The sequence below is a fragment of the Stutzerimonas kunmingensis genome (assembly GCF_021432085.1).
Classification (GTDB): Bacteria; Pseudomonadota; Gammaproteobacteria; order Pseudomonadales; family Pseudomonadaceae; genus Stutzerimonas.
The window spans coordinates 3,699,534-3,719,961 of sequence record NZ_CP090366.1; the positions used below are offsets into that span (position 1 = coordinate 3,699,534).

Annotated in this window: 16 protein-coding genes and 3 pseudogenes; 7 read left to right on the forward strand and 12 right to left on the reverse strand. The window is 60.5% G+C overall.

Annotation, left to right across the window (positions count from 1 at the left end):
- Positions 1 to 187: 187 nt before the first annotated feature.
- Complete coding sequence (locus LW136_RS22790) at positions 188 to 322, reverse strand: hypothetical protein (RefSeq protein ID WP_256449918.1); 135 nt, start codon at positions 320 to 322, stop codon at positions 188 to 190.
- A gap of 313 nt (positions 323 to 635) precedes the next feature.
- Between LW136_RS22790 and LW136_RS17595 the strand changes: the two genes are divergently transcribed.
- From LW136_RS17595 to LW136_RS17605, 3 genes are read left to right on the forward strand one after another with little or no spacing between them, the layout of a single operon-like run.
- Positions 636 to 2,612, forward strand: a complete 1,977-nt coding sequence (locus tag LW136_RS17595; protein WP_234173269.1) for a type I restriction-modification system subunit M — start codon at positions 636 to 638, stop codon at positions 2,610 to 2,612.
- The gene (locus LW136_RS17600) at positions 2,609 to 4,093 is read left to right on the forward strand and encodes a restriction endonuclease subunit S (RefSeq protein ID WP_234173271.1); all 1,485 of its coding nucleotides are present in this window, start codon (positions 2,609 to 2,611) and stop codon (positions 4,091 to 4,093) included. The genes LW136_RS17595 and LW136_RS17600 overlap by 4 nt, the downstream gene beginning before the upstream one ends.
- A complete protein-coding gene (locus tag LW136_RS17605; protein WP_234173272.1) occupies positions 4,094 to 7,297 on the forward strand; it encodes a type I restriction endonuclease subunit R in 3,204 nt (1,067 codons plus the stop codon).
- 31 nt (positions 7,298 to 7,328) lie between these two features.
- Here the strand turns inward: LW136_RS17605 and LW136_RS17610 are convergent, their stop codons facing one another.
- Positions 7,329 to 7,550, reverse strand: coding sequence for a helix-turn-helix domain-containing protein (locus LW136_RS17610; RefSeq protein WP_125869354.1), 222 nt, complete (start codon positions 7,548 to 7,550; stop codon positions 7,329 to 7,331).
- Positions 7,551 to 7,654: 104 nt separating this feature from the next.
- Between LW136_RS17610 and LW136_RS17615 the strand changes: the two genes are divergently transcribed.
- From LW136_RS17615 to LW136_RS22870, 3 genes are all read left to right on the forward strand, one after another.
- Positions 7,655 to 8,242, forward strand: coding sequence for a hypothetical protein (locus tag LW136_RS17615; protein ID WP_234173277.1), 588 nt, complete (start codon positions 7,655 to 7,657; stop codon positions 8,240 to 8,242).
- Entirely contained in the window at positions 8,239 to 9,633 is a 1,395-nt protein-coding gene (locus LW136_RS17620) for a DEAD/DEAH box helicase (RefSeq protein WP_234173278.1), read from the forward strand. Before LW136_RS17615 ends, LW136_RS17620 begins: the two co-directional genes overlap by 4 nt.
- A 99-nt stretch (positions 9,634 to 9,732) precedes the next feature.
- Entirely contained in the window at positions 9,733 to 10,152 is a 420-nt protein-coding gene (locus LW136_RS22870) for an MbcA/ParS/Xre antitoxin family protein (protein ID WP_419586383.1), read from the forward strand.
- Positions 10,153 to 10,218: 66 nt separating this feature from the next.
- Here the strand turns inward: LW136_RS22870 and LW136_RS17630 are convergent, their stop codons facing one another.
- Both LW136_RS17630 and LW136_RS17635 read right to left on the reverse strand, forming a co-directional pair.
- Positions 10,219 to 10,533 (reverse strand): hypothetical protein, encoded by a 315-nt coding sequence (locus LW136_RS17630; protein WP_234173280.1) that lies wholly within the window; start codon positions 10,531 to 10,533, stop codon positions 10,219 to 10,221.
- A gap of 78 nt (positions 10,534 to 10,611) precedes the next feature.
- Positions 10,612 to 11,061 (reverse strand): antitoxin Xre/MbcA/ParS toxin-binding domain-containing protein, encoded by a 450-nt coding sequence (locus LW136_RS17635; protein ID WP_234173281.1) that lies wholly within the window; start codon positions 11,059 to 11,061, stop codon positions 10,612 to 10,614.
- A gap of 400 nt (positions 11,062 to 11,461) precedes the next feature.
- On the opposite strand from LW136_RS17635, the pseudogene LW136_RS17640 reads away from it, so the two are divergent.
- Positions 11,462 to 11,713: pseudogene (locus LW136_RS17640) on the forward strand (transposase); the annotation flags it as partial.
- A gap of 400 nt (positions 11,714 to 12,113) precedes the next feature.
- On the opposite strand, the gene hisN reads toward LW136_RS17640, so the two are convergent.
- The 8 genes and pseudogenes from hisN to LW136_RS17680 form a co-directional block, all read right to left on the reverse strand.
- A complete protein-coding gene (gene hisN, locus LW136_RS17645; RefSeq protein ID WP_128710039.1) occupies positions 12,114 to 12,947 on the reverse strand; it encodes a histidinol-phosphatase in 834 nt (277 codons plus the stop codon).
- A 31-nt stretch (positions 12,948 to 12,978) separates the two neighbouring features.
- A complete protein-coding gene (locus LW136_RS17650; RefSeq protein WP_234173282.1) occupies positions 12,979 to 13,914 on the reverse strand; it encodes a choline kinase family protein in 936 nt (311 codons plus the stop codon).
- A 9-nt stretch (positions 13,915 to 13,923) separates the two neighbouring features.
- Positions 13,924 to 14,846: pseudogene (locus LW136_RS22875) on the reverse strand (phosphotransferase family protein).
- Positions 14,843 to 16,137: pseudogene (locus LW136_RS17660) on the reverse strand (allantoate amidohydrolase). Before LW136_RS17660 ends, LW136_RS22875 begins: the two co-directional pseudogenes overlap by 4 nt.
- Before the next feature lie 40 nt (positions 16,138 to 16,177).
- On the reverse strand, positions 16,178 to 16,759 hold the full coding sequence (locus LW136_RS17665; protein ID WP_234173284.1) for a HupE/UreJ family protein: 582 nt from the start codon (positions 16,757 to 16,759) through the stop codon (positions 16,178 to 16,180).
- Between the two features lie 91 nt (positions 16,760 to 16,850).
- Positions 16,851 to 18,389: an amidase gene (locus LW136_RS17670; RefSeq protein WP_128710034.1), complete on the reverse strand. Its 1,539-nt coding sequence runs from the start codon at positions 18,387 to 18,389 to the stop codon at positions 16,851 to 16,853.
- 91 nt (positions 18,390 to 18,480) lie between these two features.
- Positions 18,481 to 19,254: an MOSC domain-containing protein gene (locus LW136_RS17675; RefSeq protein ID WP_128710033.1), complete on the reverse strand. Its 774-nt coding sequence runs from the start codon at positions 19,252 to 19,254 to the stop codon at positions 18,481 to 18,483.
- A gap of 5 nt (positions 19,255 to 19,259) precedes the next feature.
- A complete protein-coding gene (locus tag LW136_RS17680) occupies positions 19,260 to 20,357 on the reverse strand; it encodes an AAA family ATPase (RefSeq protein ID WP_234173286.1) in 1,098 nt (365 codons plus the stop codon).
- Positions 20,358 to 20,428 lie beyond the last annotated feature (71 nt).

Genomic DNA, 20,428 nt, shown 5'->3' on the forward strand with positions numbered 1-20,428 from the left:
TAAAAGAGAGGCGCGGATTCTACCTCATCCGACCGGTTGCGGGTATGAGCGATAGTCATGCACAAGATGAACAGCTGCCGCTTCCGAAGCCGCGACGGCGCACTGTCGCGGTTTGCCCTGACCGGTGCATTCGGGTAGCTTTGCGCCCTTTCCATGCCACCCCATTTTCGGCCCCCCACGGCCTGGGTCAGGCATCATTCACCACTGTCACGGGCATTCGTTTCCATGGCTCAATAAGATCATCTGCCCTATTAATTTTTAGTAATGTTTTGCGCTTCGCAGCCGAGCCCTCATAGCCACTGATCTCCAGCGTCACCAGCATTTCTTTTTTTCTCAATCCTGTGTCCGAGCAGAACTTTTAGTTAGCTTTTGCCTGTTTGGGTCAAATTCAGTCTCCAAAACTTAACTTTTGTATGTGTTCCTGCGACCGCTTCTTGCTAGGTATCGCCAGCCGATTTCCCGTTATGAGGCAGCAAATAAAGCTCTTCTTTACAGCAAGAGACACCTTACTTCTCAGGGCATCCACAAGCCTGGCTTCCGCGACCCCATTGGGGAACCTCTAGCTGTGCAGGTGAAGTGATGAGGGACGTCTAGGTTAGACTCGCGCTTTTGCATGCTTTTCTAGGAGCAGTAGCGTGAACACGGAAAACCATTCCCAGACGGCCGCCTTTCTCTGGTCCATTGCCGATCTGCTGCGCGGTGATTTCAAGCAGTCGCAGTACGGTCGCATCATCCTGCCGTTCACTCTGCTGCGGCGTATGGAGTGTGTGCTGGAGCCGACGAAGGAAGCGGTGATCCGTGAGTCCTATGCGCAGGAAGGCCGGCCTGATCTGGTACGGGAGCGCCTGCTGCTGCGCGCATCCGGTCAGCAGTTCTTCAATGCCTCCAAGCTGACCCTGGGCACGCTGTCCGATACCCAGACCGCTGCCGACCTCATGAGCTACGTGCAGTCCTTCAGCAAGGATGCCCGCGAGATCTTCGAGCACTTCCACTTTGAGGACTTCGTACAGCAGCTCGCCGCCGCCAACCTGCTGTATCAGGTGGTGCAGCGCTTTGCCGCCACCGACCTGAGCCCCGAGCGCATCAGCAACTTCGGCATGGGCATCATCTTCGAAGAGCTGATCCGCAAGTTCGCGGAAAGCTCCAACGAAACCGCCGGGGAGCACTTCACCCCGCGCGATATCGTGCACCTGACCACCTCGCTGGTGATCACCGGGCAGGACGACAAGCTCAAGCCCAACAGCATCGTGACCATCTACGACCCGACGGCCGGCACCGGCGGCTTCCTCTCCGAGGGCGACGAGTACATCCAGTCCATCAGCCAGCAGGTCACCGTGTCGCTGCATGGCCAGGAGCTGAACCCCGAGTCCTACGCCATCTGCAAGGCGGACATGCTGATCAAGGGCCAGGACGTCACCAACATCAAGCTGGGCAACACCCTGTCCGACGACCAACTGGCCAACAACCGCTTTGACTTCATGCTCAGCAACCCGCCGTTCGGCGTGGAGTGGAAGAAGGTTCAGAAGCAGATCACCGACGAGCACAGCGAAAAGGGCTTCAACGGCCGCTTCGGCCCCGGCCTGCCGCGTGTGTCCGATGGCTCGCTGCTGTTCCTGCTGCACCTGGTCAGCAAGATGCGTGACCCGCGTGAAGGTGGCTCGCGCATCGGCATCATCCTCAACGGCTCGCCGCTGTTTACCGGCGGCGCCGGTTCGGGTGAGTCGGAGATTCGCCGCTACCTGCTGCAGAACGATCTGGTCGAAGCCATCATCGCCCTGCCCACCGACATGTTCTACAACACCGGCATCGCCACCTATGTGTGGGTGCTGAGCAACCACAAGGCCGCCGTGCGCCAGGGCAAGGTGCAGTTGATCGATGGCAGCCAGCACTTTGCCAAGATGCGCAAGTCGCTGGGCAGCAAGCGCCAGTACATTACCGAGGAGCAGATCAGTGATCTGGTGCGCCTGTATGGCCGCTTCGAGGAAACCCCGCAGAGCAAAATCTTCCCCGTCGAAGCCTTCGGCTACCGGCGCATCACCGTCGAGCGTCCGCTGCGCCTGAACTTCCAGGTAAGCCCGGAGCGCATCGAAAAGGTGCAGGAAGAAAAGGCCATCGAGAAGATGGAAGCGCCGGCCCGCCAGCGCCTGGTCGGAGCCTTGCAGTCCATGGACGCCAGCGTGCTGCACCGCAACCGCGAGCAATTCAGCAAGCTGCTGAAAAAGACGCTCAACGCCCACGACGTATTCCCCAGCACGCCCGAGCTGAAGGCCATCCTCAACGCCCTGAGCGAGCGCGACCCCGAGGCGGATATCTGCACCGCCAAGGGCCAGCCCGAGGCCGACACTGGCCTGCGCGACAACGAGAACGTGCCATTGGGCGAGTCGGTGTATGGCTACTTCGAGCGCGAAGTAAAACCCCACGTGCCGGATGCCTGGATCGACGAGAGCAAAACGGATGCGCAGGACGGCGAAGTGGGCATCGTCGGCTTCGAGATTCCCTTCAATCGTCATTTCTACGTGTTCCAGCCGCCGCGCCCGCTGGAAGAGATCGACCGCGACCTGAAAGCCTGTACCGACCGCATCAAGCAGATGATCGAGGGGCTGTCGGCATGACAAATTTGTCGGGAGCAAATTTGAACAACGGCGCAGCCGTTAGCCCGCAGGGCGAGGGCATGGATAGCCCGAGTACGTTTCCGAAGTATCCGGCGTACAAGGATTCAAGGGTGCCTTGGATCGGTGAAGTCCCAGTAACCTGGGAGGTAAAACCGTTCAAGTGGTTGCTCGACAATAACGACGGCGGTGTTTGGGGAGATGACCCCACGGGCGAAGGTGACACTTTAGTTTTGCGTTCTACGGATCAAACCGTAGACGGAAACTGGAAGCTTACCGACCCCGCTCCACGGAAGCTTAGCGCCAAGGAAAAAACTAGTGCGCTTCTTATTGAGGGCGATTTGGTAGTAACGAAGTCCAGCGGAAGCTCCTTGCACATTGGCAAAACGACTCTGGTAACGGCTGATATCGCTAAACAGGGCTGCTGCTTTGGAAATTTCATGCAGAGGTTGAGGGTCAATTCAAGCTTCACCCCGAAACTAGCTTGGTATGTCATGAACAATGAACTGGCTAGAGCTCAACTGGACTTGCTTTCAAACTCGACAACTGGGCTTGCCAACTTAAACGGAACCTTGATTGGCGAAATCCTTTTACCTGTTTCAACTGTTGCCGAACAAGCCCAAATCACCCGTTTCCTCGACCACGAAACCGCCCGCATCGACGCGCTGATCGAAGAGCAGCAGCGCCTGATCGACCTCCTCAATGAAAAGCGCCAGGCCGTGATCTCCCATGCCGTTACCAAAGGCCTTGATCCGACGGTGCCGATGAAAGACTCGGGCGTGGAGTGGCTGGGCGAGGTGCCGGCGCATTGGGATGTATGCCAAGTGCGACACTTGATGGTAGGTGACACTCGTAATGGCCTATATAAGCCTGAAGGAGAAAAAGACCCTGACGGGGTGGGTTTTGTCCAGATGGGCGAGGCTTTTAGAGATCGTATTTTTCAAGGTGGAGTTAAAGATCGCGTACAAGCCTCCAATACGGAATTAAAGAATTGGGGCTTGGAAGAGGGGGACTTACTTTTCGCACGACGCTCAATTGTTCTCGAAGGCTCAGGCCGCTGTACCAGGGTAGGCTCGCTCAATGAGCCGCATCTTTTCGAGTCGTCAATGATCAGGATTAGATTGGATTTAAATAGAGTCAGCCCTGAGTATCTCCACCTCATGTTCGACTCGATTGGCATGCGTGCGCAAGTTCTATCCACAACTAAGACAGTCACAATAAGCGGCATAGACAGCGGTCAACTCAAAGGGCTTCGCTTGGCTGTTCCAGCGAAATCCGAGCAGGAAAATATTGCTGCCTATCTGTTATCCCGGATTGAAGCGTTTGATGATGCTGAACGGGCTGCCATGGAAACGACCTTACTCCTCCAAGAGCGCCGCTCCGCCCTAATCTCCGCCGCCGTCACCGGCAAAATCGACGTGCGCGACTGGCAGCCAACGGCCAGCACCCAAGCCCCCGAATTAGCAGTAGCAGAGGCCGTATAAATGGCGGACAGCAAGGAAGCCCAGTTCCAGCAGGACATCATCACCGCCATGGTCGCCCAGGGTTGGCTCACTGGCCCTGCCAGCGGCTATGACCGGCGCACGGCGCTGTATACCGAGGACTTTCTCGGTTACTTCAAGGAGGCCTGGCCGGAGCGTTGGGACAAGTTCGCCAAGGCCAACCCGAACAACCCGGACGAGGTGCTAGTACAGAAGCTGGTGCGCGAGCTGGAGCAGAGCGGCACGCTGGACGTGCTGCGCCACGGCTTCAAGCTGCCGGCGGTGAAGGTCGAGCTGTGCAGCTTCAAGCCCGACCACGGCATGAACCCGGACACCCTCAAGCGCTACGGGTGCAACCGCCTGCGCGTGGTGCCGGAGGTGTCCTACTCGCCCCATGCGCGTGAGGCCGGCAGCAGCGGGCAGAGCTACAACCCACGGCTGGATCTGGTGCTGTTCGTCAACGGCATCCCTACCGCCACGCTGGAGCTGAAAAGCGAGTTCAAGCAGTCGGTCGAAAACGCCAAGCGCCAGTATCGCTACGACCGCCCGGTGAAAGACCCGCTTACACGCAAGCCCGAGCCGCTGCTGACCTTCAAGCGCGGCGCGCTGGTGCATTTCGCGGTGGGCCAGGGCGAGGTGGCGATGACCACGCAACTGGCCGGCAAGGACACCTTTTTCCTGCCGTTCAACCTCGGCAGCCTCGACGGCGGCGCCGGCAACCCGCCGGCGCCGAATGACAGCCAGTACGCCACCAGCTACCTGTGGCAGCAGCTGTTCCAGCCGGATGCCTGGCTGAAGGTGCTCGGGCGCTTTTTGCACCTGCAGAAGAGCGTGAAGGAGAATGCCGACGGCAAGCGCGTCAGCAAGGAAACCCTGATCTTCCCGCGTTACCATCAGTGGAATGTGGTCAATCAACTGATCGACACCACCCGCGCGGAAGGGCCGGGCAAGCGTTACCTGATCCAGCACAGCGCCGGCTCCGGCAAGTCCAACTCGATTGCCTGGACGGCGCATCAGCTGGCCTCGCTCTACGACGGCGAAGGCCAGCGGCTGTTCAACTCGGTGATCGTGATTACCGACCGCACCGTGCTGGACAAGCAGCTGCAGGACACCATCTACCAGTTCGAGCATGCCCAGGGCGTGGTCAAGTGCATCACCCGCGACATCGGCAACCAGAGCAAGTCCGAGCAGCTGGCCGAGGCGCTGGCCGAGCAGACGCGCATCATCATCGTCACCATCCAGACCTTCCCGGCGCTGTTCGATGCGCTGGACAAGTACCCCAAGCTGGCCAGCGGGCGCTATGCGGTGATCGCCGACGAGGCGCATTCCTCGCAGACCGGCTCATCGGCCAGCAAGCTCAAGCAGATTCTCGGCAGCGATGCTCCGGATGCTGAAGAGATCAGCGCCGAAGAGCTGCTGGACGCCGCCGTGGCCGCCCGCGCGCCCAACGAGCGCATCAGCTACTACGCCTTTACCGCCACGCCCAAGGCCAAGACCCTGGAGCTGTTCGGTCGGCGGGCCAATCCGGCATTGCCGGCGAGCGCCGACAACAAGCCCGAGGCGTTCCACCTGTACTCCATGCGCCAGGCCATCGAGGAGGGCTTCATCCTCGACGTGCTGCAGAACTACACCACCTACAGCACCGCCTGGAAGATCGCCCACCCGGACGGCGACGACGAGGAAGTGGACTCGAAGAAGGCGCGCATGAAGCTGGCGCGCTGGGTGCGCCTGCACCCGTACAACATCAGCCAGAAGGTGGAGGTGATCGTCGAGCACTTCCGCGCCAATATCCGCCACCTGCTGGGCGGCCAGGCTAAGGCCATGGTGGTCACCAGCAGCCGGCAGGAGGCGGTGCGCTACCAGCTGGCGGTGCAGGCCTATGTGAAGCAGATGGGTTACGGCGATGTGCACCCGCTGGTGGCCTTCTCCGGCAGTGTATTGCCCGACGGGGTGATCCCCGAAGAGGTGACCGAAAGCAGCAGCCTGCTTAACCCCGGCCTGAACGGGCGTGACCTGGCACAAGCCTTCGACACCCAGGACTTCAACGTGATGATCGCCGCCAACAAGTACCAGACCGGCTTCGATCAGCCCAAGCTGTGCGCCATGTACGTGGACAAGAAGCTGCAGGGCGTGGACTGCGTGCAAACCCTGTCGCGCCTGAACCGCACCTTCGGCGACAGCAAGCCGACCTTCATCCTCGACTTCTTCAACGACGCCCAGGACATTCTCGACGCCTTCCTGCCGTACTACACCAAGGCCGAGCTGACCGATGTGACCGACCCGCAGCTCATCTATGACCTGCAGAAGAAACTGGATGCCGAGGGCATTTACCACTGGGAGGAGGTAACCGCGTTCGCGCTGGCTTTCTTCGATCCTAAGGCGGCGGCCAGCAAGCTCAGTTACTACTGTGCGCCGGCCAAGGAACGCTTTGCCAAGCGCTACAAGCTGGCCCAGGAATCACGCCAGCATGCGCTGGACTTCAAACGTACCGCCGAACAGAACGGCGACAGCGCAGGCGTGAAGAAGGCCGAGGCGGCACTCAAGGAAGCCGGCGAGCAGGTGGATCAGCTCGACCTGTTCAAGAAGAACCTGCAGAGCTTCGTGCGCCTCTACGAGTTCCTCTCGCAGATCGTTCCCTATGAGGATCGTGAGCTGGAGCAGCTGTGCGTGTACGCCAAGCACCTGCATCCGCTGCTGCGCGTGGATCGCCTCGATCAGACAGACGTGGACGTGGGCGAGCTGCAACTGACCCACTACCGCCTGACCAAGCGAGCCGAACACCAGCTGCGCCTGAGCGAGGAGCAAGGCGACTACGGCCTCGATCCGGCTACAGGACTGGGCAGCGGCAAACCCCACGACCCGGAGAAGAAGCGGCTATCGGAAATCATCGAGGCGCTCAACGATATCTTCGGCGCCGAGGTGAGCGATGAAGACCAGTTGCAGTTCCTCACCGGCATCGCCAACCGCATCAGCCGCCAGGAGGATGTGATGGCTCAGGTCAACAACCACTCGGTCGAACAGGTGATGCATGGCCTCTTCCCCAAGCGCGTGCTCGACACCGTGCTGGATGCCATGACCGACAACGAAAAGATGTCGCTGGAAGTGCTGGATAACGAGACCAAGAGCCGTGCGTTTGCGTTGGTGATTTTGAAGATGCTGACGGCGGCTGGAGGTTTGGTGCAAGGTAATAGCGGCGCTGCTGTCTGACCTTCTTGAGCGCTGGCAATACTTGCTCTGGTTAGATTTCAGACGGCTTTGGCAGAAGGCTTGAAGGGTCGCAGGCGAGCTCGCCTGCGATGCGGTAGAGCTTCTCGACCGTGATGTTGACCTCACCACGCTCTATTCGGCCCATGTAGCTGCGGTCGATATTGCAGGCCAGCGCGAGTGCATCCTGGGAAATCCGGCAGACCTTCCTCTGCATTCGGATGCGTTCCCCTAACGCTTTCGCCAAGGTATCCATGACCGTCTCAATTCCACTTGAGGCGGCACTATCGTGCGTTTGCGGACAAGCAGGCCACGGACTATAATCCGCATTTCTTTCGCGCTAACCCTTCTGGTGCCTCAATGAAATCGGCCTCGTTCATTTTCGACAGGCGCCTGTATGAGCTGCTTCAGGAGCAAGGCCGTACAACGTTCACCACACGTGAATTGCGGGATGCCTACGCCGAGCGTCTTGGAGAGGGCTTTTCTCTCAATGATGTTCGCCGCTACGTTTATGAACAGATCCGTCGCATGCTCCGGTTGGGCTGGCTTGTGCTTGATGAAGAGCGCCGGACACGAGGGCAGGTTTACCACCTGAAAACGTTACCGGCTCGTGCTCAGCTTGAACTGATCGACGATGGGTTCGAGCTCCGTCTTATGGCGATGCGTGAAGCCGATCAGGAGCGATCACTGGTTGAGCCGGATGTTGTTGTGGACAGCCCGGTACCTGATGCAGAGCAGCATCTGGAAACGCTCCTCAAGGAGATTCGGCTGGATTTCCTTTCTGCGATGGGGGAAGCGGAGCGCTACAAGCAGCTCTTTGAAGATATGCCGCATCTGCGAGACAAGGTCGAAAGCGAATACCTGGATGCTCGGGACCGAAGTTCGCGCCTGATTGGGCATCTCCGGGCTGTCGAGAATACGCTCAGAACGCTCGCCGCTACTCGATGACCTCCTCGCTGCGAGATTGGCAACGCCGCTGTATCAATACGGCGCTGAAACACTTCCTTTCCACGTCACATTTTTTCTGCCAAGCAACACCAGGCGCTGGCAAAACGCGCATGGCAGCAGAGCTGGCTCGCAACCTGCTGGATCAGGGCAGGATTGATCTTGTGCTCTGCTTTGCGCCGTCATGCCAGGTAGTGGATGGCTTCCGCTCGACATTCATGGAAGTGCTCGGCAGGCGTCTGGATGGTCAGCTCGGTGCGGTGGGCGCTGCGTACACCTATCAAGCCATGGATTACCGTGAAGAGGCGTTCTGGCAGCTCCTCGACGACTACCGGGTCTTCGTTGTCTTTGACGAGATCCATCACTGTGCGGGTCATGATCCGCTGCTGAGCAACGCCTGGGGGCAGCAGATCCTCCAACGGGTTCAGGATCGCGCCGCATGCACGCTGGCTCTGTCCGGCACACCATGGCGCTCGGATGACCGGGCCATTGCCTTGGCTCGATACTCGTCGCCGGAAGGCCAGCTGATTTGTGACTTTCGCTATGGATTAAAAGAGGCTATCGCTGATGGAGTTTGCCGCTCGCCCCGCATAGTCCTCCTCGACAATCAGCAGGTGAAGCTCACGGAGGAGTTGCAGGCTGAAAGTACCGTCAGACTTTTTCCCAGCATCGCTAAGCTCCTGGGAGAATCCCCCGTCACCTACGAAGAACTACTGCGTCACGACGAGGTGATCGATCAGTTGCTCATCTTGGGACGTGCCAAGCTGGACGTGCTTCGCCAGATCAAGCCAGATGCGGCTGGCTTGGTGGTATCTACCGATATCGAGCACGCACGACAGATAGCCCATGCCTTGGAGGCCATGGGGGAAAGCTGTCAGATCGTCACCAACCGAACGCCGGATGCCCAGCAGCTAATCAATACGTTTAGGCACAGCGACTGCCGTTGGATCGTCGCAGTGGGGATGATCAGTGAGGGAACGGACATCCCCCGTCTGCAGGTGTGCTGCTACCTCAGTCGTATTCGTACTGAGCTGCACTATCGGCAAGTGCTGGGTCGGGTACTCAGGCGCAAGGATGGGTCAGATGATCAGGCTTGGTTATTCATGCTGGCTGAGCCGACGCTACGGCGTTTCGCCGAGCGAATTGCGGTTGATTTGCCGGACGATCTGGCGGTATTGAGTGTACAGGTGCCAGACCCTGCCTCGGGCTCTGCGATAGGGTGGTCAGGCCCTGGCTTCAATGAAAGCGAGCGAGCAGGCGGAGAACCGGATGGCGAGCAGGTTCATGATGCCAGCGTGGAAAATGTCGTATCCCTGGATGGGCTGGCAGATGGGCCGACCTATCAGGTCAGCTTTTCTCAACACTATCGGCAGCAACTATTGGCGTGCTATTAGCGCGTCTGTGGGACAAAGCATGGCCCAGCCAGGGAAAGTCAAAATGGATCAGCATGAAGAAGAGTCCGGGCGCTAGCTGAAGCCGTCAACCAGTTAGCCATCGAGGTATTCGGGAATCCAAAGGAGACAGAGCGCTGGCTCAAAGCACCAAACAAGGCCCTTAGCGGAAACTCTCCCGCATCGCTTTGCAGAACAGAGGCTGGAGCGATACAGGTTCGGCGCGTACTACACGCGGTAAAGTGGGAGGGAGCGTGTAAATGGTGTCGAGTTTTTTCTTTTTTAGAGGCTGACATGACGTTGCCCCATGAGCGGACCCGCGCAGTAGCGCAAACCTACGAGTTTCTAAGAAAACTCGCTCGTAACAGCAATCTGCCCGAGGAAGTTCGCCGCGACGCACTCGACTTGCTACGCCACTTCCCTAACCAATATGACGTGACGAAGGCCGGAGCGAATGAGGAGAGGCTGTCAGAGGTTCCGCACTTGTTCATTGACCCTGTCTTCAGCTCTTCATGCGTTTAGATAGAAAACCTGATGCTTTCATATCAGGCGTGATCCAAAGGTTTGGTTCGCCGCGTCAGCAGAAAGTCAGGAACTCGTACCGCCGCCTTCCTTGAAAAAATCATCGCGAGCTATACGCCCGAAGTCGCCAAGATTCTGATCCTCATCGCTGAACATGGTATTCACCATGCGCTCTCGTCGGAGACCGGAAATCGTCCTAAAAAAGCAGGGCTCACAAAGATGAACCTCATAGCGCTCACCGTCATGGGTTGATCCATAACCCCAACTGGCGCGGAGAGTGCCGAACTGCAAGCCATACCCTTCAATACGCGTGCTATCACCGCAAACGTCGCACAGGACATCGCTGATTGATTCGGTTTGTTCCATTGCTGTGATTTTCATTCGACAACTCCTCTCGTAGCCATATGTTCGTTTATTCAGTGCGCAGTGCTCATGGAAAGGCGTTGTTTTGTGGATTTTTCAGAAAGCTAATCCAAGCGAGATCCTCAGCAACATATCCTCGACCATGTTGGCTCCGTGCTGTGTTGTCAGCAGGTGCATGGGCGCTAGGCCGCCAAATCGCTCTTTAGACTTGGAGAGCCAGCGTTTAGCCTTGGCCGGTTCGCCAAAGATGGCATCAGCTAGTGCATGTACGTGAGCGATACGAAAAAGGCGGTCGCTTTCCTCGATTGTCAGGGGTAGATCACGCTCGATACGCGTCTTCAATGTTCTGAGGGGAATAACGAGGTCGCGCTCCACAGCGGCGACGACACCATCCTCGCTCAGCTGCATCAGGCGAGTGGCGGGGAAGCATTCCGAAATTTGCTTGTGAATCTCTAGAGCACTGGCTGAAACCGGTACGTCCAACAAGCTGAACAGGCTCGTTCGATATACCGAATAGCCGCTGTCGGTAAGTGTCTTAGCGAGCACGTGGCTCCTCCGTCTGAAATATCAACGGCTGTAATGCCCAAGCCCGATGCCGATGCCGATGCCGATGCCGATGAGGCGTGTACCACTACACCCATGACGACGCAGACGATGGGTCCCATTCCCATGATGGTTCCGCTGAGTTCGTTCCAGGATGCTCCTGCTGCAACTCTGCCACTTCCGGTGACTGCAAGTAGACCGGTGTGCCTATGATGACAGCGCTCATTCTAGAAAACAGAACAAGCAGGAATCCACCCAGCGCCATGGCTGCTCGCAGACTAGATTGTTGTCTGCGGCCACGGATAGAGCCCGGAGCGCTCAGTGGCAGCGGAATCTGCCGAACCAGCCTGCTGCGTTCGATACGCGCGTCGAATGAGCAGGCTAGCCAGCAAGTGCCAATGGCAAAACCATCGCCAACTTCCGAAAAGATAACAGCAAGGCCATCCGAGGCGTCTGCCGCCAGTTCGTTGCGCTGTGTCAGCAACTGGGGCTATTCGGAGAAAATCTGGTCGCCATCGACGGCAGCAAATTCAAGGCAGTCAACAATCGCGACCGCAACTTCACCAGCGCCAAATTGAAGCGGCGAATGGAAGAAATTGAATCGAGTATCAACCGTTACCTTACGGCGCTCGACGCCGCCGACCAGAAAGAACCATAGGGGAGCGCCTGGCATCGTTGTCGACGCCGATGAAGCAGGCCTGTCCCGATGACTGCTTCGGACCCGGACCCCGCAAAAATTCTGTCTAAGATGCTATGACTAGGTAGTGACGCCAGGAGTGGGCACAGGAAAAAGAACAATGAGTTTAGGAAACGAAGCCAAACCGCTACCGCCGATCAATCCACCACTGCAGTTATCAGCAAGGGCACCCGCGAGATTTTCGAGCCTTACACTTCGAGTAATTCGTACAGCAACTGCCCAGCGCCAACGTGCTATATCAGGTGGTGCAGCGATTCGCCGCTACCGACCTCAGCCCCGAGCGCATCAGCCACTCTAATATATAAAACTTAGGCGGTGGCGCAAAGGCAACAACCTCTGTAACTTGGGGAAACGGCAGTTATGACTGGAGCGTCCACTGTACGTCTTTGTCGACACCTGTCCCGTCAATAGGGGCCAGTTCATTAACCAGCAGCTCATGTAGCACCGGGTCGCCACAAGCCAGCACCGCCCCGCCATCTTGTGCGTCGCCGCCATCCCAGGCGGTCATCTTGCCACCCGCCCCTTCCACGATTGGAATAAGCGCCTGCACGTCGTACGGTTTGAGTGAGGCTTCGATCACGACGTCCACAAGACCGGCGGCGAGCATGCAATAGGCGTAGCAATCGCCGCCGAAGCGGACCAGTTGGACCCGTGCCGCCACATACTGGAAGGCTTCCAGCTGAAGCGGATCAGAAAATATTTCGGTACTGGTGCACATCAACCGGGCCTGCGATAGCTCGGTGCAGCGCCGAGTGCGTAGCGGACTGCCGTTCAGCCATGCGCCTTGGGGAGTCCCGACGAAACGCTCACCTGTGTACGGCTGATTCATGATGCCCAATACCGGCCTCACACCGTCGTTGAGTGCAATCAGGGTGCCCCAGAGAGGTATTCCGGTGATGAACGAGCGAGTCCCATCGATGGGGTCAAGTACCCAGGTTAGCGGCGAGTGCCCTGACACTGGAACTTCTTCCTCCCCGAGGATACCGTGCTGCGGATAGCGCTGGCCGATCAACTCTCGCATAGCGCGTTCGGCGGCCCTATCGGCGTTGGTCACCGGATCATAAACACCGCCCCCTTTGTCGGTCACCGCCAGCGGACTACGAAAGTGCGGCTCGATGGCATGCGCAGCCACCTCGGCGAGCTGCTCGGCAAAGGCTAGGTACTCGTCCAGTTCAACAGGGGTTATGGGCATCGGTTGCTCCATTAAGAATGCAATAGAAGGCTCAGGCCTTGCGCAGCCAGTGCTCCCACAGAGAATGGCGCATTACACTGCGGGCGCGCATGTGCTTCCAGAAGCCGTATTTGTAGAAGTCGAAGTCGAGCGCCGAGACTGCCAACTGCACCATCGCCCAGGTCGACCACTTGAGATCGGCCATGGCCTTATGCAGCTGGATCCGCGCCAAGTCCCGCTCGGTCACCTGGCCGAAATACGCCTCAATCATTTCGAGCTCAATCTCGTCGGAAAAGAACATCTCTCCGAACCACATGGCGAGTTCATAATGTCGATCGTTGTTGGAGGCGTACTCGAAATCCACCAGCCGCACTTCCTGCCGGTCGTTGAGCATGAAGTTGCCGGCCAGGGTGTCGTTCATGCAGGGGACCAGATCCAGCCCAGAGGCTTCCAGCGCTTGGCGCGCGCGGCGATATTGAAGCCTAAGCCAGCCGTGATCGCCTGGCGTCTGGCCACCCAGTTCGGCGACCTGACGATCATGTTCGTCGATCATGTTGAAGACGGTCTTGGTCTGGACCAGCTTTGGTTGTTCGTTGAACGCGCGCAGGGCGTGCAGCGCGTTGATGCGCACATCGCGGTCAAGGAAATTGCGATTGGTCGAGGCGCGCCAGCCGTCCATGAACTCGAAGACTTCTACACCCAGTTGTTCGATGAACGCCACTACCGTCGCACCATAGCCGGTCGCCGCCGCCTTTAGGCTAGCGTCATGAGCGGTCCGCCGATCAATGAACAATTCGGTGCCGACACCAGGTATCTTCACGAAGAACTCGGTCGGCAGGCCATCCACCCGGACCCGCCAGTTGGTATTGGAGATCCCGCCGGAGACCGGTGCATAGGCCACCCCCCGACGGGACCAGCCGGAAATCCGGGCGATCGCCTGCTCAAGCAGCCGCTCCTGTTCGCTGTCAGCCTGCCCCAGATGTTTCATTGGCGCCTCCTATACCTGGCGAAGCCAGTGTTCGAACCGGTGGTCTCGCAGCGCCTCGCGTGTGCGCAGGAGCGTCCACTGGCCAACCTTGGAAAACTCGACGCTGCGAGACGACGTCGTCCCGGCCCATAGGCCCCATAACGTCCATAACCAGTCATCGATTAGCGCGTATAGGCGACAGCGGGCATAGTCCGGCTCGGTGCAGCATCCTGCCCATATTTCCAGCCCGAGCCGCCATTCATCCTCAAGCTGATAGAGCTCGTTGAGTGTTGTGGCCACGTCATACCAAGGATCAAACGCGCCACCCCGGTCGAAATCAACCAACCTAAGCTGCCCACCGGGGCCCAACATGACGTTGCTGGCCACGCCGTCGCCGTGAATGCTGCAACTGTTCCAGCCGCTCGCGGCCAAGGCACTCCAGGCCATGTCCACGCAGGCGTTGATCCAGTCGGTGTCCAGAGGCAGCTGTACCGCATCGCGCTGGCAGAACGGATATCGTCCGCGGGCGATCGCTGGAACCCTGACACAGCGCCTTGATGTACAGCGCGCTTGAGGCTGAACAGCGCCTCCAGTCGCTCGCCTGAAAGCAGCTCATGGACTCGAGCCCAACGCCACTCGCCGGCCGGTAGCGCCTCGAACACCAGCACCCCCTGCTCGGCGTCGGCGTATAACAGTGCCGGCGCCGCCCCGGCGCGTGCTGCCTGGTCGCTGGCCTCGGCGCTACGCGCCGGATCGATCACTGGCCACATGTCCTCCTGTAGCACCTTGGCATAGCTGGGCCGGCCATCCAGGGTTAGCTCGAATCCCTGCCACTCGGTCGCTCGGCGCAGCGGTGATGCCACGGCGGCAGGGCCAGGCGCGCTGGAAACCTGTGCCGCCAGCCCGGCGCGCTCCAGGCTGTTATCAAGACGGAAACGCGCAGGCTCGTTCATCGCTCCGTTCCTGGTTGTATGTCGGACAGCACACCTTCGCCTTCGGCCGCACGTGCCAGGACGCGGGTCAGCACGGCAAGGCCCGTGTGCATCTGCTCTGCCGAGGTGAACTCGGCTTCGTGGTGGGCGATGCCGCCTTGGCTGGGAACGAACAGCAGCAGCGAAGGCGCGACACGGGCCAGGCTGATCGCGTCGTGCCCGGAGACGGTGGTGCAGTCCAAAGCGGTCGCGCCCAATTCAGCGCATGCGGCATGCGCCAGCGTCGCAAGACCCTCATGCATCGGCAGCGCTTCGCGCAGTTGTCGCTGGGGCAGATGCAGTCGCGTGCCGGTCGCGGCCGCGATCTCGGCGAGCGCTGACTCGAAACGCGTCTGGATCACCTGCAACAGCTCGGGTTCCTCGGAGCGGAATTCGACGAACGCCTGAGCCTTGGCCGGGACTACGTTGGGCGAGTTCGGATAGACCTCCAGCCGTCCGACCGAACTGTGCAGGCGTCCCGGATAGGCATCGGCCAGCTCGCGAACAAGCACGATCGCCTGCGCTGCCGCAAGCAGCGCATCACGCCGCTCAGCCATCGGTGTCGGGCCTGTGTGGGCCTGCGCGCCCTCGAACTCGACGAGGAGCTTGAGCGCCGCCCAGGTCCGCCGTACCACGCCGACGTCGGCATTGCTGCGTTCCAGGGCGACCCCTTGCTCGGCATGGATCTCCACATAGCCCGCGCAAGACAGCGTCACCGGTGCATCGCCCCGGTAGCCGATCCGATGCAAGGCTTCGCCGAGGCTGATGCCGTCTCGGTCGCGGCAGGCCCAAGCCTGCTCGGCCGTCAGGCTGCCGGTAAACACGCTGCTGCCAATCAGGCTCGGCTGAAAACGAGCGCCCTCTTCGTTGGTCCAGTTCACCAGCGCGAGGTTGAAGCGCGGCCGCGTTCCCGCCGCACACCAGGCGCGGGCCAGTCGGGCAATCGCCAGCGCACCAGCGACCACGCCGTAGGCCCCATCGAACCGCCCGGCGGTGGGCTGGCTGTCCAAGTGGGAACCACACATAGGTAAGGTGCGCCCGGCGTCAGCTCGGCCAGACCGAACAGATTGCCGACCTGGTCGATTCGCACCTCCAGGCCTTGCGAGCTCAGCCAGTCACAGAGCAGGTCACGCGCGGCCCCGTCCTCGGTCGACGCCGCCAGGCGATGCAAACCGCCCTTCGCGGTCCGGCCGATGGCCGAGGCCTGCTCGAACAGGACATCGAACGCGTCGAAGTCCTCCGCATCGAGCACTCCGATCAAAGAATGGGTCATAAAAGGCTCCTAGTGGATTGGGGGTGGCGCTCGGCCGCGTTCATCCGGAGACCAGCAGCCAGGCGCCGGCAGCGGCGGACAGCAGCCCGGCGAGTCGAACCAGCGGCGAGGCGGCGCGGGGCAACTGGCGGACCAGGGCATAGCCAACCGCGTGCAGCACGGCGGTGGCCAGCATGAACCCAGCGACGTAGCTCCATGCCGACTGCACCGGCCCCTCCAGGCCATGCGCCAGACCGTGGGCGAAGGCAAACAGCGCGGTTATCGCCAGCGCCTTGGACAGCCGGACCCGGGCAGCGACGGCCACCAGCAACCCGAGCCCCAATACCGAACCGGCAATGCCGGTTTCCAGATACGGCAACCGCAGCCCGGCCAGGCCCAGGCCACCACCGAGCAGCATGCTGGCGAGGAAGGTCAGCGGCACCAGATAGCGCGCGGAGCCTTGCTGCTGCGCGGCCCATAGCCCGACCGCGAGCATGGTCAGCAGGTGGTCGAGCCCGCCCAGCGGGTGAGCGATGCCAGACACTAGCCCGGAAGGCGCATGGCCCGGATGGGCAAAGGCGAGCGACGGCATAAACACCAGGGCAGCAGCCCCGAGCGAGGGCAGTAACGGGGGGAAACGCATGATCGAGGTCCTCACGGGTCGGAGCGCAGAACAAGGGGAGCCACCGGCAGGCCGAGGCCCGACGGCGGCAGGCGTGCCGGATGCCCGGCAATCAGGCATGTGGCGGCTTTGGAAATTCGCCACGTACCGTCTCGTAGGCGCGGGCTACGCGTAGCGCAAGGGCATCCTTCATGCGTGGCGCGACGATCATCATCCCGACCGGCAGCCCTGCGGCGAACCCAGCCGGAATGGTAGTCGCGGGATGGCCGGTGATATCGAACGGCGCAGTGTTGGTGAGCATGTTCAGGGCCGTGCGCACGTACTCCTCGATCGGAGCGTCCGGCACAGTCAGCAGCGTGGCGACGAAGGGCATCGTCGGCATGATCAGCACGTCGAACTGCTCGAGCGCCGCGTCGTACTGACGGGTCAGTTCCGGCACCAGCATTCGCGCCTTGCCGTAATAGGCCCCGTGCAACTTCTTCAGGCTGTAGTGGCCGGTCAGCGCGACCGCGCGGACGCTATGCGACAGCGCGTCGGCATGCTCCCTGCGCTTGGCGCCGAAATAGCTCATGATCTCCGGGTCGTAATAGCCGCTGACATTCATTCCGTAACCGTTGCCCTGGAGCATCTGGTAAGCCGCCCCATCGGTGGCGATTACATTCCACATGTCCATGGCGACGGCACCGTGCCAAGGCGCGGAGGCCATGCCGACCGTTGCGCCGAGGGCTTCGAGCTCGGCCACGGCGGCCTTGACCTTGGCATCCACTTCCGCCTCGGACACCCCGTCGATGGCGAAGCCTTCCCGCAACAGACCAATTTTCAAGCCCGCCACACCATCATCGAGGCCGGCCAGGCACTGGGTAGGTGCCGGCTGGTCCTTCTGCCGCGAATCCAGCCCATCGGCGCCGGAGATGACGTCGAGCATCATTGCCACGTCGCGTACATGCCGGCCCATCGGGCCCACATGGTCGATGGTGCGCTCGATGGGAAACGCACCAGTGTAAGGAACCAGGCCATAAGTCGGCTTGTGCCCGACGATGCCGCTCCAGGCCGAGGGCATACGGATCGAACCGCCTTGGTCGCCGCCCAGAGCAATGTCGACCTCCTCCACCGCGACGAGCACTGCACTGCCACTCGACGAGCCGCCGGCATTACGCGATGAATCCCAGGGATTGGTTACCGGCCCGCTCGCCGCTGTGAAGCTGGCGCCGGAGAAGCACAGGTCTTCGCATACCGACTTGCCGACGATGGTGGCGCCGGCCGCCAGCAGCCGCTTGACCACGGTGGCATCCTCGGACGGCACGTAGCCGTCCAGACTCAGCGACCCGTTGGCCATCGGCACCCCGGCGACGGACACGTTGTCCTTGATCACCACCGTCTTGCCGGCGAGCGGTCCCTGCCCGGCCCCTTCGATCGAGGTCTTCAGGTACCAGGCGCCATAGGGGTTGGCGTCGCCCTGGGGCTTGGTGAAATGCCGCACCGGTGGTTGCTTCGCGACCTCCGTCTGATACAGCCGGTCGATCGTTTCGTAGGATGACAGGGTGGTGTCGGCAAGGCCGAGGTAGGCCTCCATCTGCGTGTCGTCGAGCGTGTAGCCATGGTCGTGCGCGGCGTCGAGGAAATCGACCTTGCTGGGACGTGGTAGTGACATGAGGTTCTCCATTGGTGATATTCGGCACCCTTTTGGGGGCGCCGCCTGTCATGAGCGCCGCGCCACAGGCGCGCGGTCCCTTTGCTGTGTTCTAAAGTAGGGCCACCTCATCGCCAACCCGGATCGAACCACCTTCGAGCACTTCGATGTAGACGCCCATGTCCGGATGCCCATAGCGCGACATCAACGCCTTGGGTATCGACAGGTCGCGCCGTGCCGTCACCGGGTCCACGTTGACTGCCGGACAGCGCCGGGTCCGCAGAACCACCTCGACGCGCGCCTGCCCGATACGCAACTGACGCCCTACCCAGTCGAGCTCTTCCCAGGCCGTCGCCGTGCGGAAGTAAAGATTGGCCCGGAACCGCAGCGGGTTGACCGGCTGGCCCAGGTCGGCCTCCAGTGCATCGACGGAGGCCAGGTTTACCAGTGAGATGGCGTTCATCATTGGCATCGAAATCACGCTGACATCAGTGAAGCGGACGCCCTGCGCCCGGACCAGCCGGGGCACCCCCTGCAACTCGCCGGCAAAGCGCTCGGCGAACAGGCGTGACAGGCTGTCCTGATCCTCGGGGTCGTCAAGGTCGAAGCGGGTAATCCGGCCGCCCGGGTCGAGAAGGGACAGCTGGTTGCGGCTGTCGTCATAGTGCGTGCGGTACTCGGCGAGTTGCTCGCGGTTCACCTGGACCAGAAAATCGGTCTTCGGCCGCGGGGCGTAATTGTCCGGTTCGAATACCCAGGAGCCATCAGTGATTGCGAAGATCCGATCCAGAGGCAGAGCCTGCCCGGCAGTCAATTGAACGGACGCCAGGGGCTCGGCCGACAGGCCTTTGACGGGATAGCGATACAGCTGCTCGATGGCACTCATGGCGGTCAGTCCTTTGCGTTGGCGTTAACAGGCGTCTGCGGTCCTGGATTCGGTACGGTCGGTAACGGCACCACCTGCAGGCGATGGTTATCCATCCCGACCTCGAACGCCCCAATATCCGGCTGGGCGAGGATCTTTTCTGCCAGCGCCGGCTCCAGCCGGGTGCGCACGCGGCGTGCCAGATCGCGAGCACCAAAGCGGGCATCTTGGTCTGCGCAGAGGTACCGGCGAGCGCCGTCGGTCAAGGTCAGCGTCCGGCCCTGTTTTGCCAGCCGCCCGTTGAGCTTGTCCAGCTCAATGTCCAGCAGCGCCTGCATCCATTGTCCCTCGATGCGCTCGAAGGTAAGGATTCGGTCGATGCGGTTGAGAAACTCCAGGTCGAAGTGCTTGTGCAGCGCGGCCTCGACCACCTTGTTCTCGTGCTGCGGGGCGAGCCCCAACATCCGACGCCAGCTCCCCTCGAAGCGCGAGCGGTAATGCCAGGCGTCCTGAGCACCGATGTTGCTGGTCATAAAGACCAAGGTATTGCGAAAGTCGATCTTCTTGCTGCCGGATGAGAGGGTCAGTTGGCCAGTCTCCAGCACGTTGAGCAGGCTGCGCACGACTTCCCGGCTGGCCTTTTCCAACTCATCGAAGAGCACAATACCGGGACGGCTGAAACTGCCCTGGATGGCCTCGATATCGAACAGCGTGGTGCCTTCCTTGCTGCCCACGTAGCCCGGCGGCGCGCCGGTCAGCGCGGCAGCGTAGTGCTCCTGGGCCAGGGTGTTCATGTCGACGCGGCAAAAGGCGTCCGGCTTGCCGTGGATGGCCTGGGCCAGCAGACGGACAATCTCCGTCTTGCCAACCCCGGTCGGCCCCATAAACAGGTTCACCGCCAATGGCCGGTTCGGATCGCCGATGCCGGCCTTGACCACCTTGAGCATGGCCTCCATGGCATCCAACGCCTCGGCTTGGCCAACGATACGGCTGCGTAGCAAGCGCATCGCGTCGTCCACTTCGAACAGAAAGCGCGACGTCTTCGACGCCTTGGCCCGAGTGGTTTCCACGTCGCTCTGGATCGCAGCGCGGTTGTGATCGATCAGATCATTTACGAACGGCATAAGGTCTCTCGAATCATGCAGGGCGCCTAGCGGGCGAGAGGGGCTTCGAACATGGCCAGTGGTGGGCAACT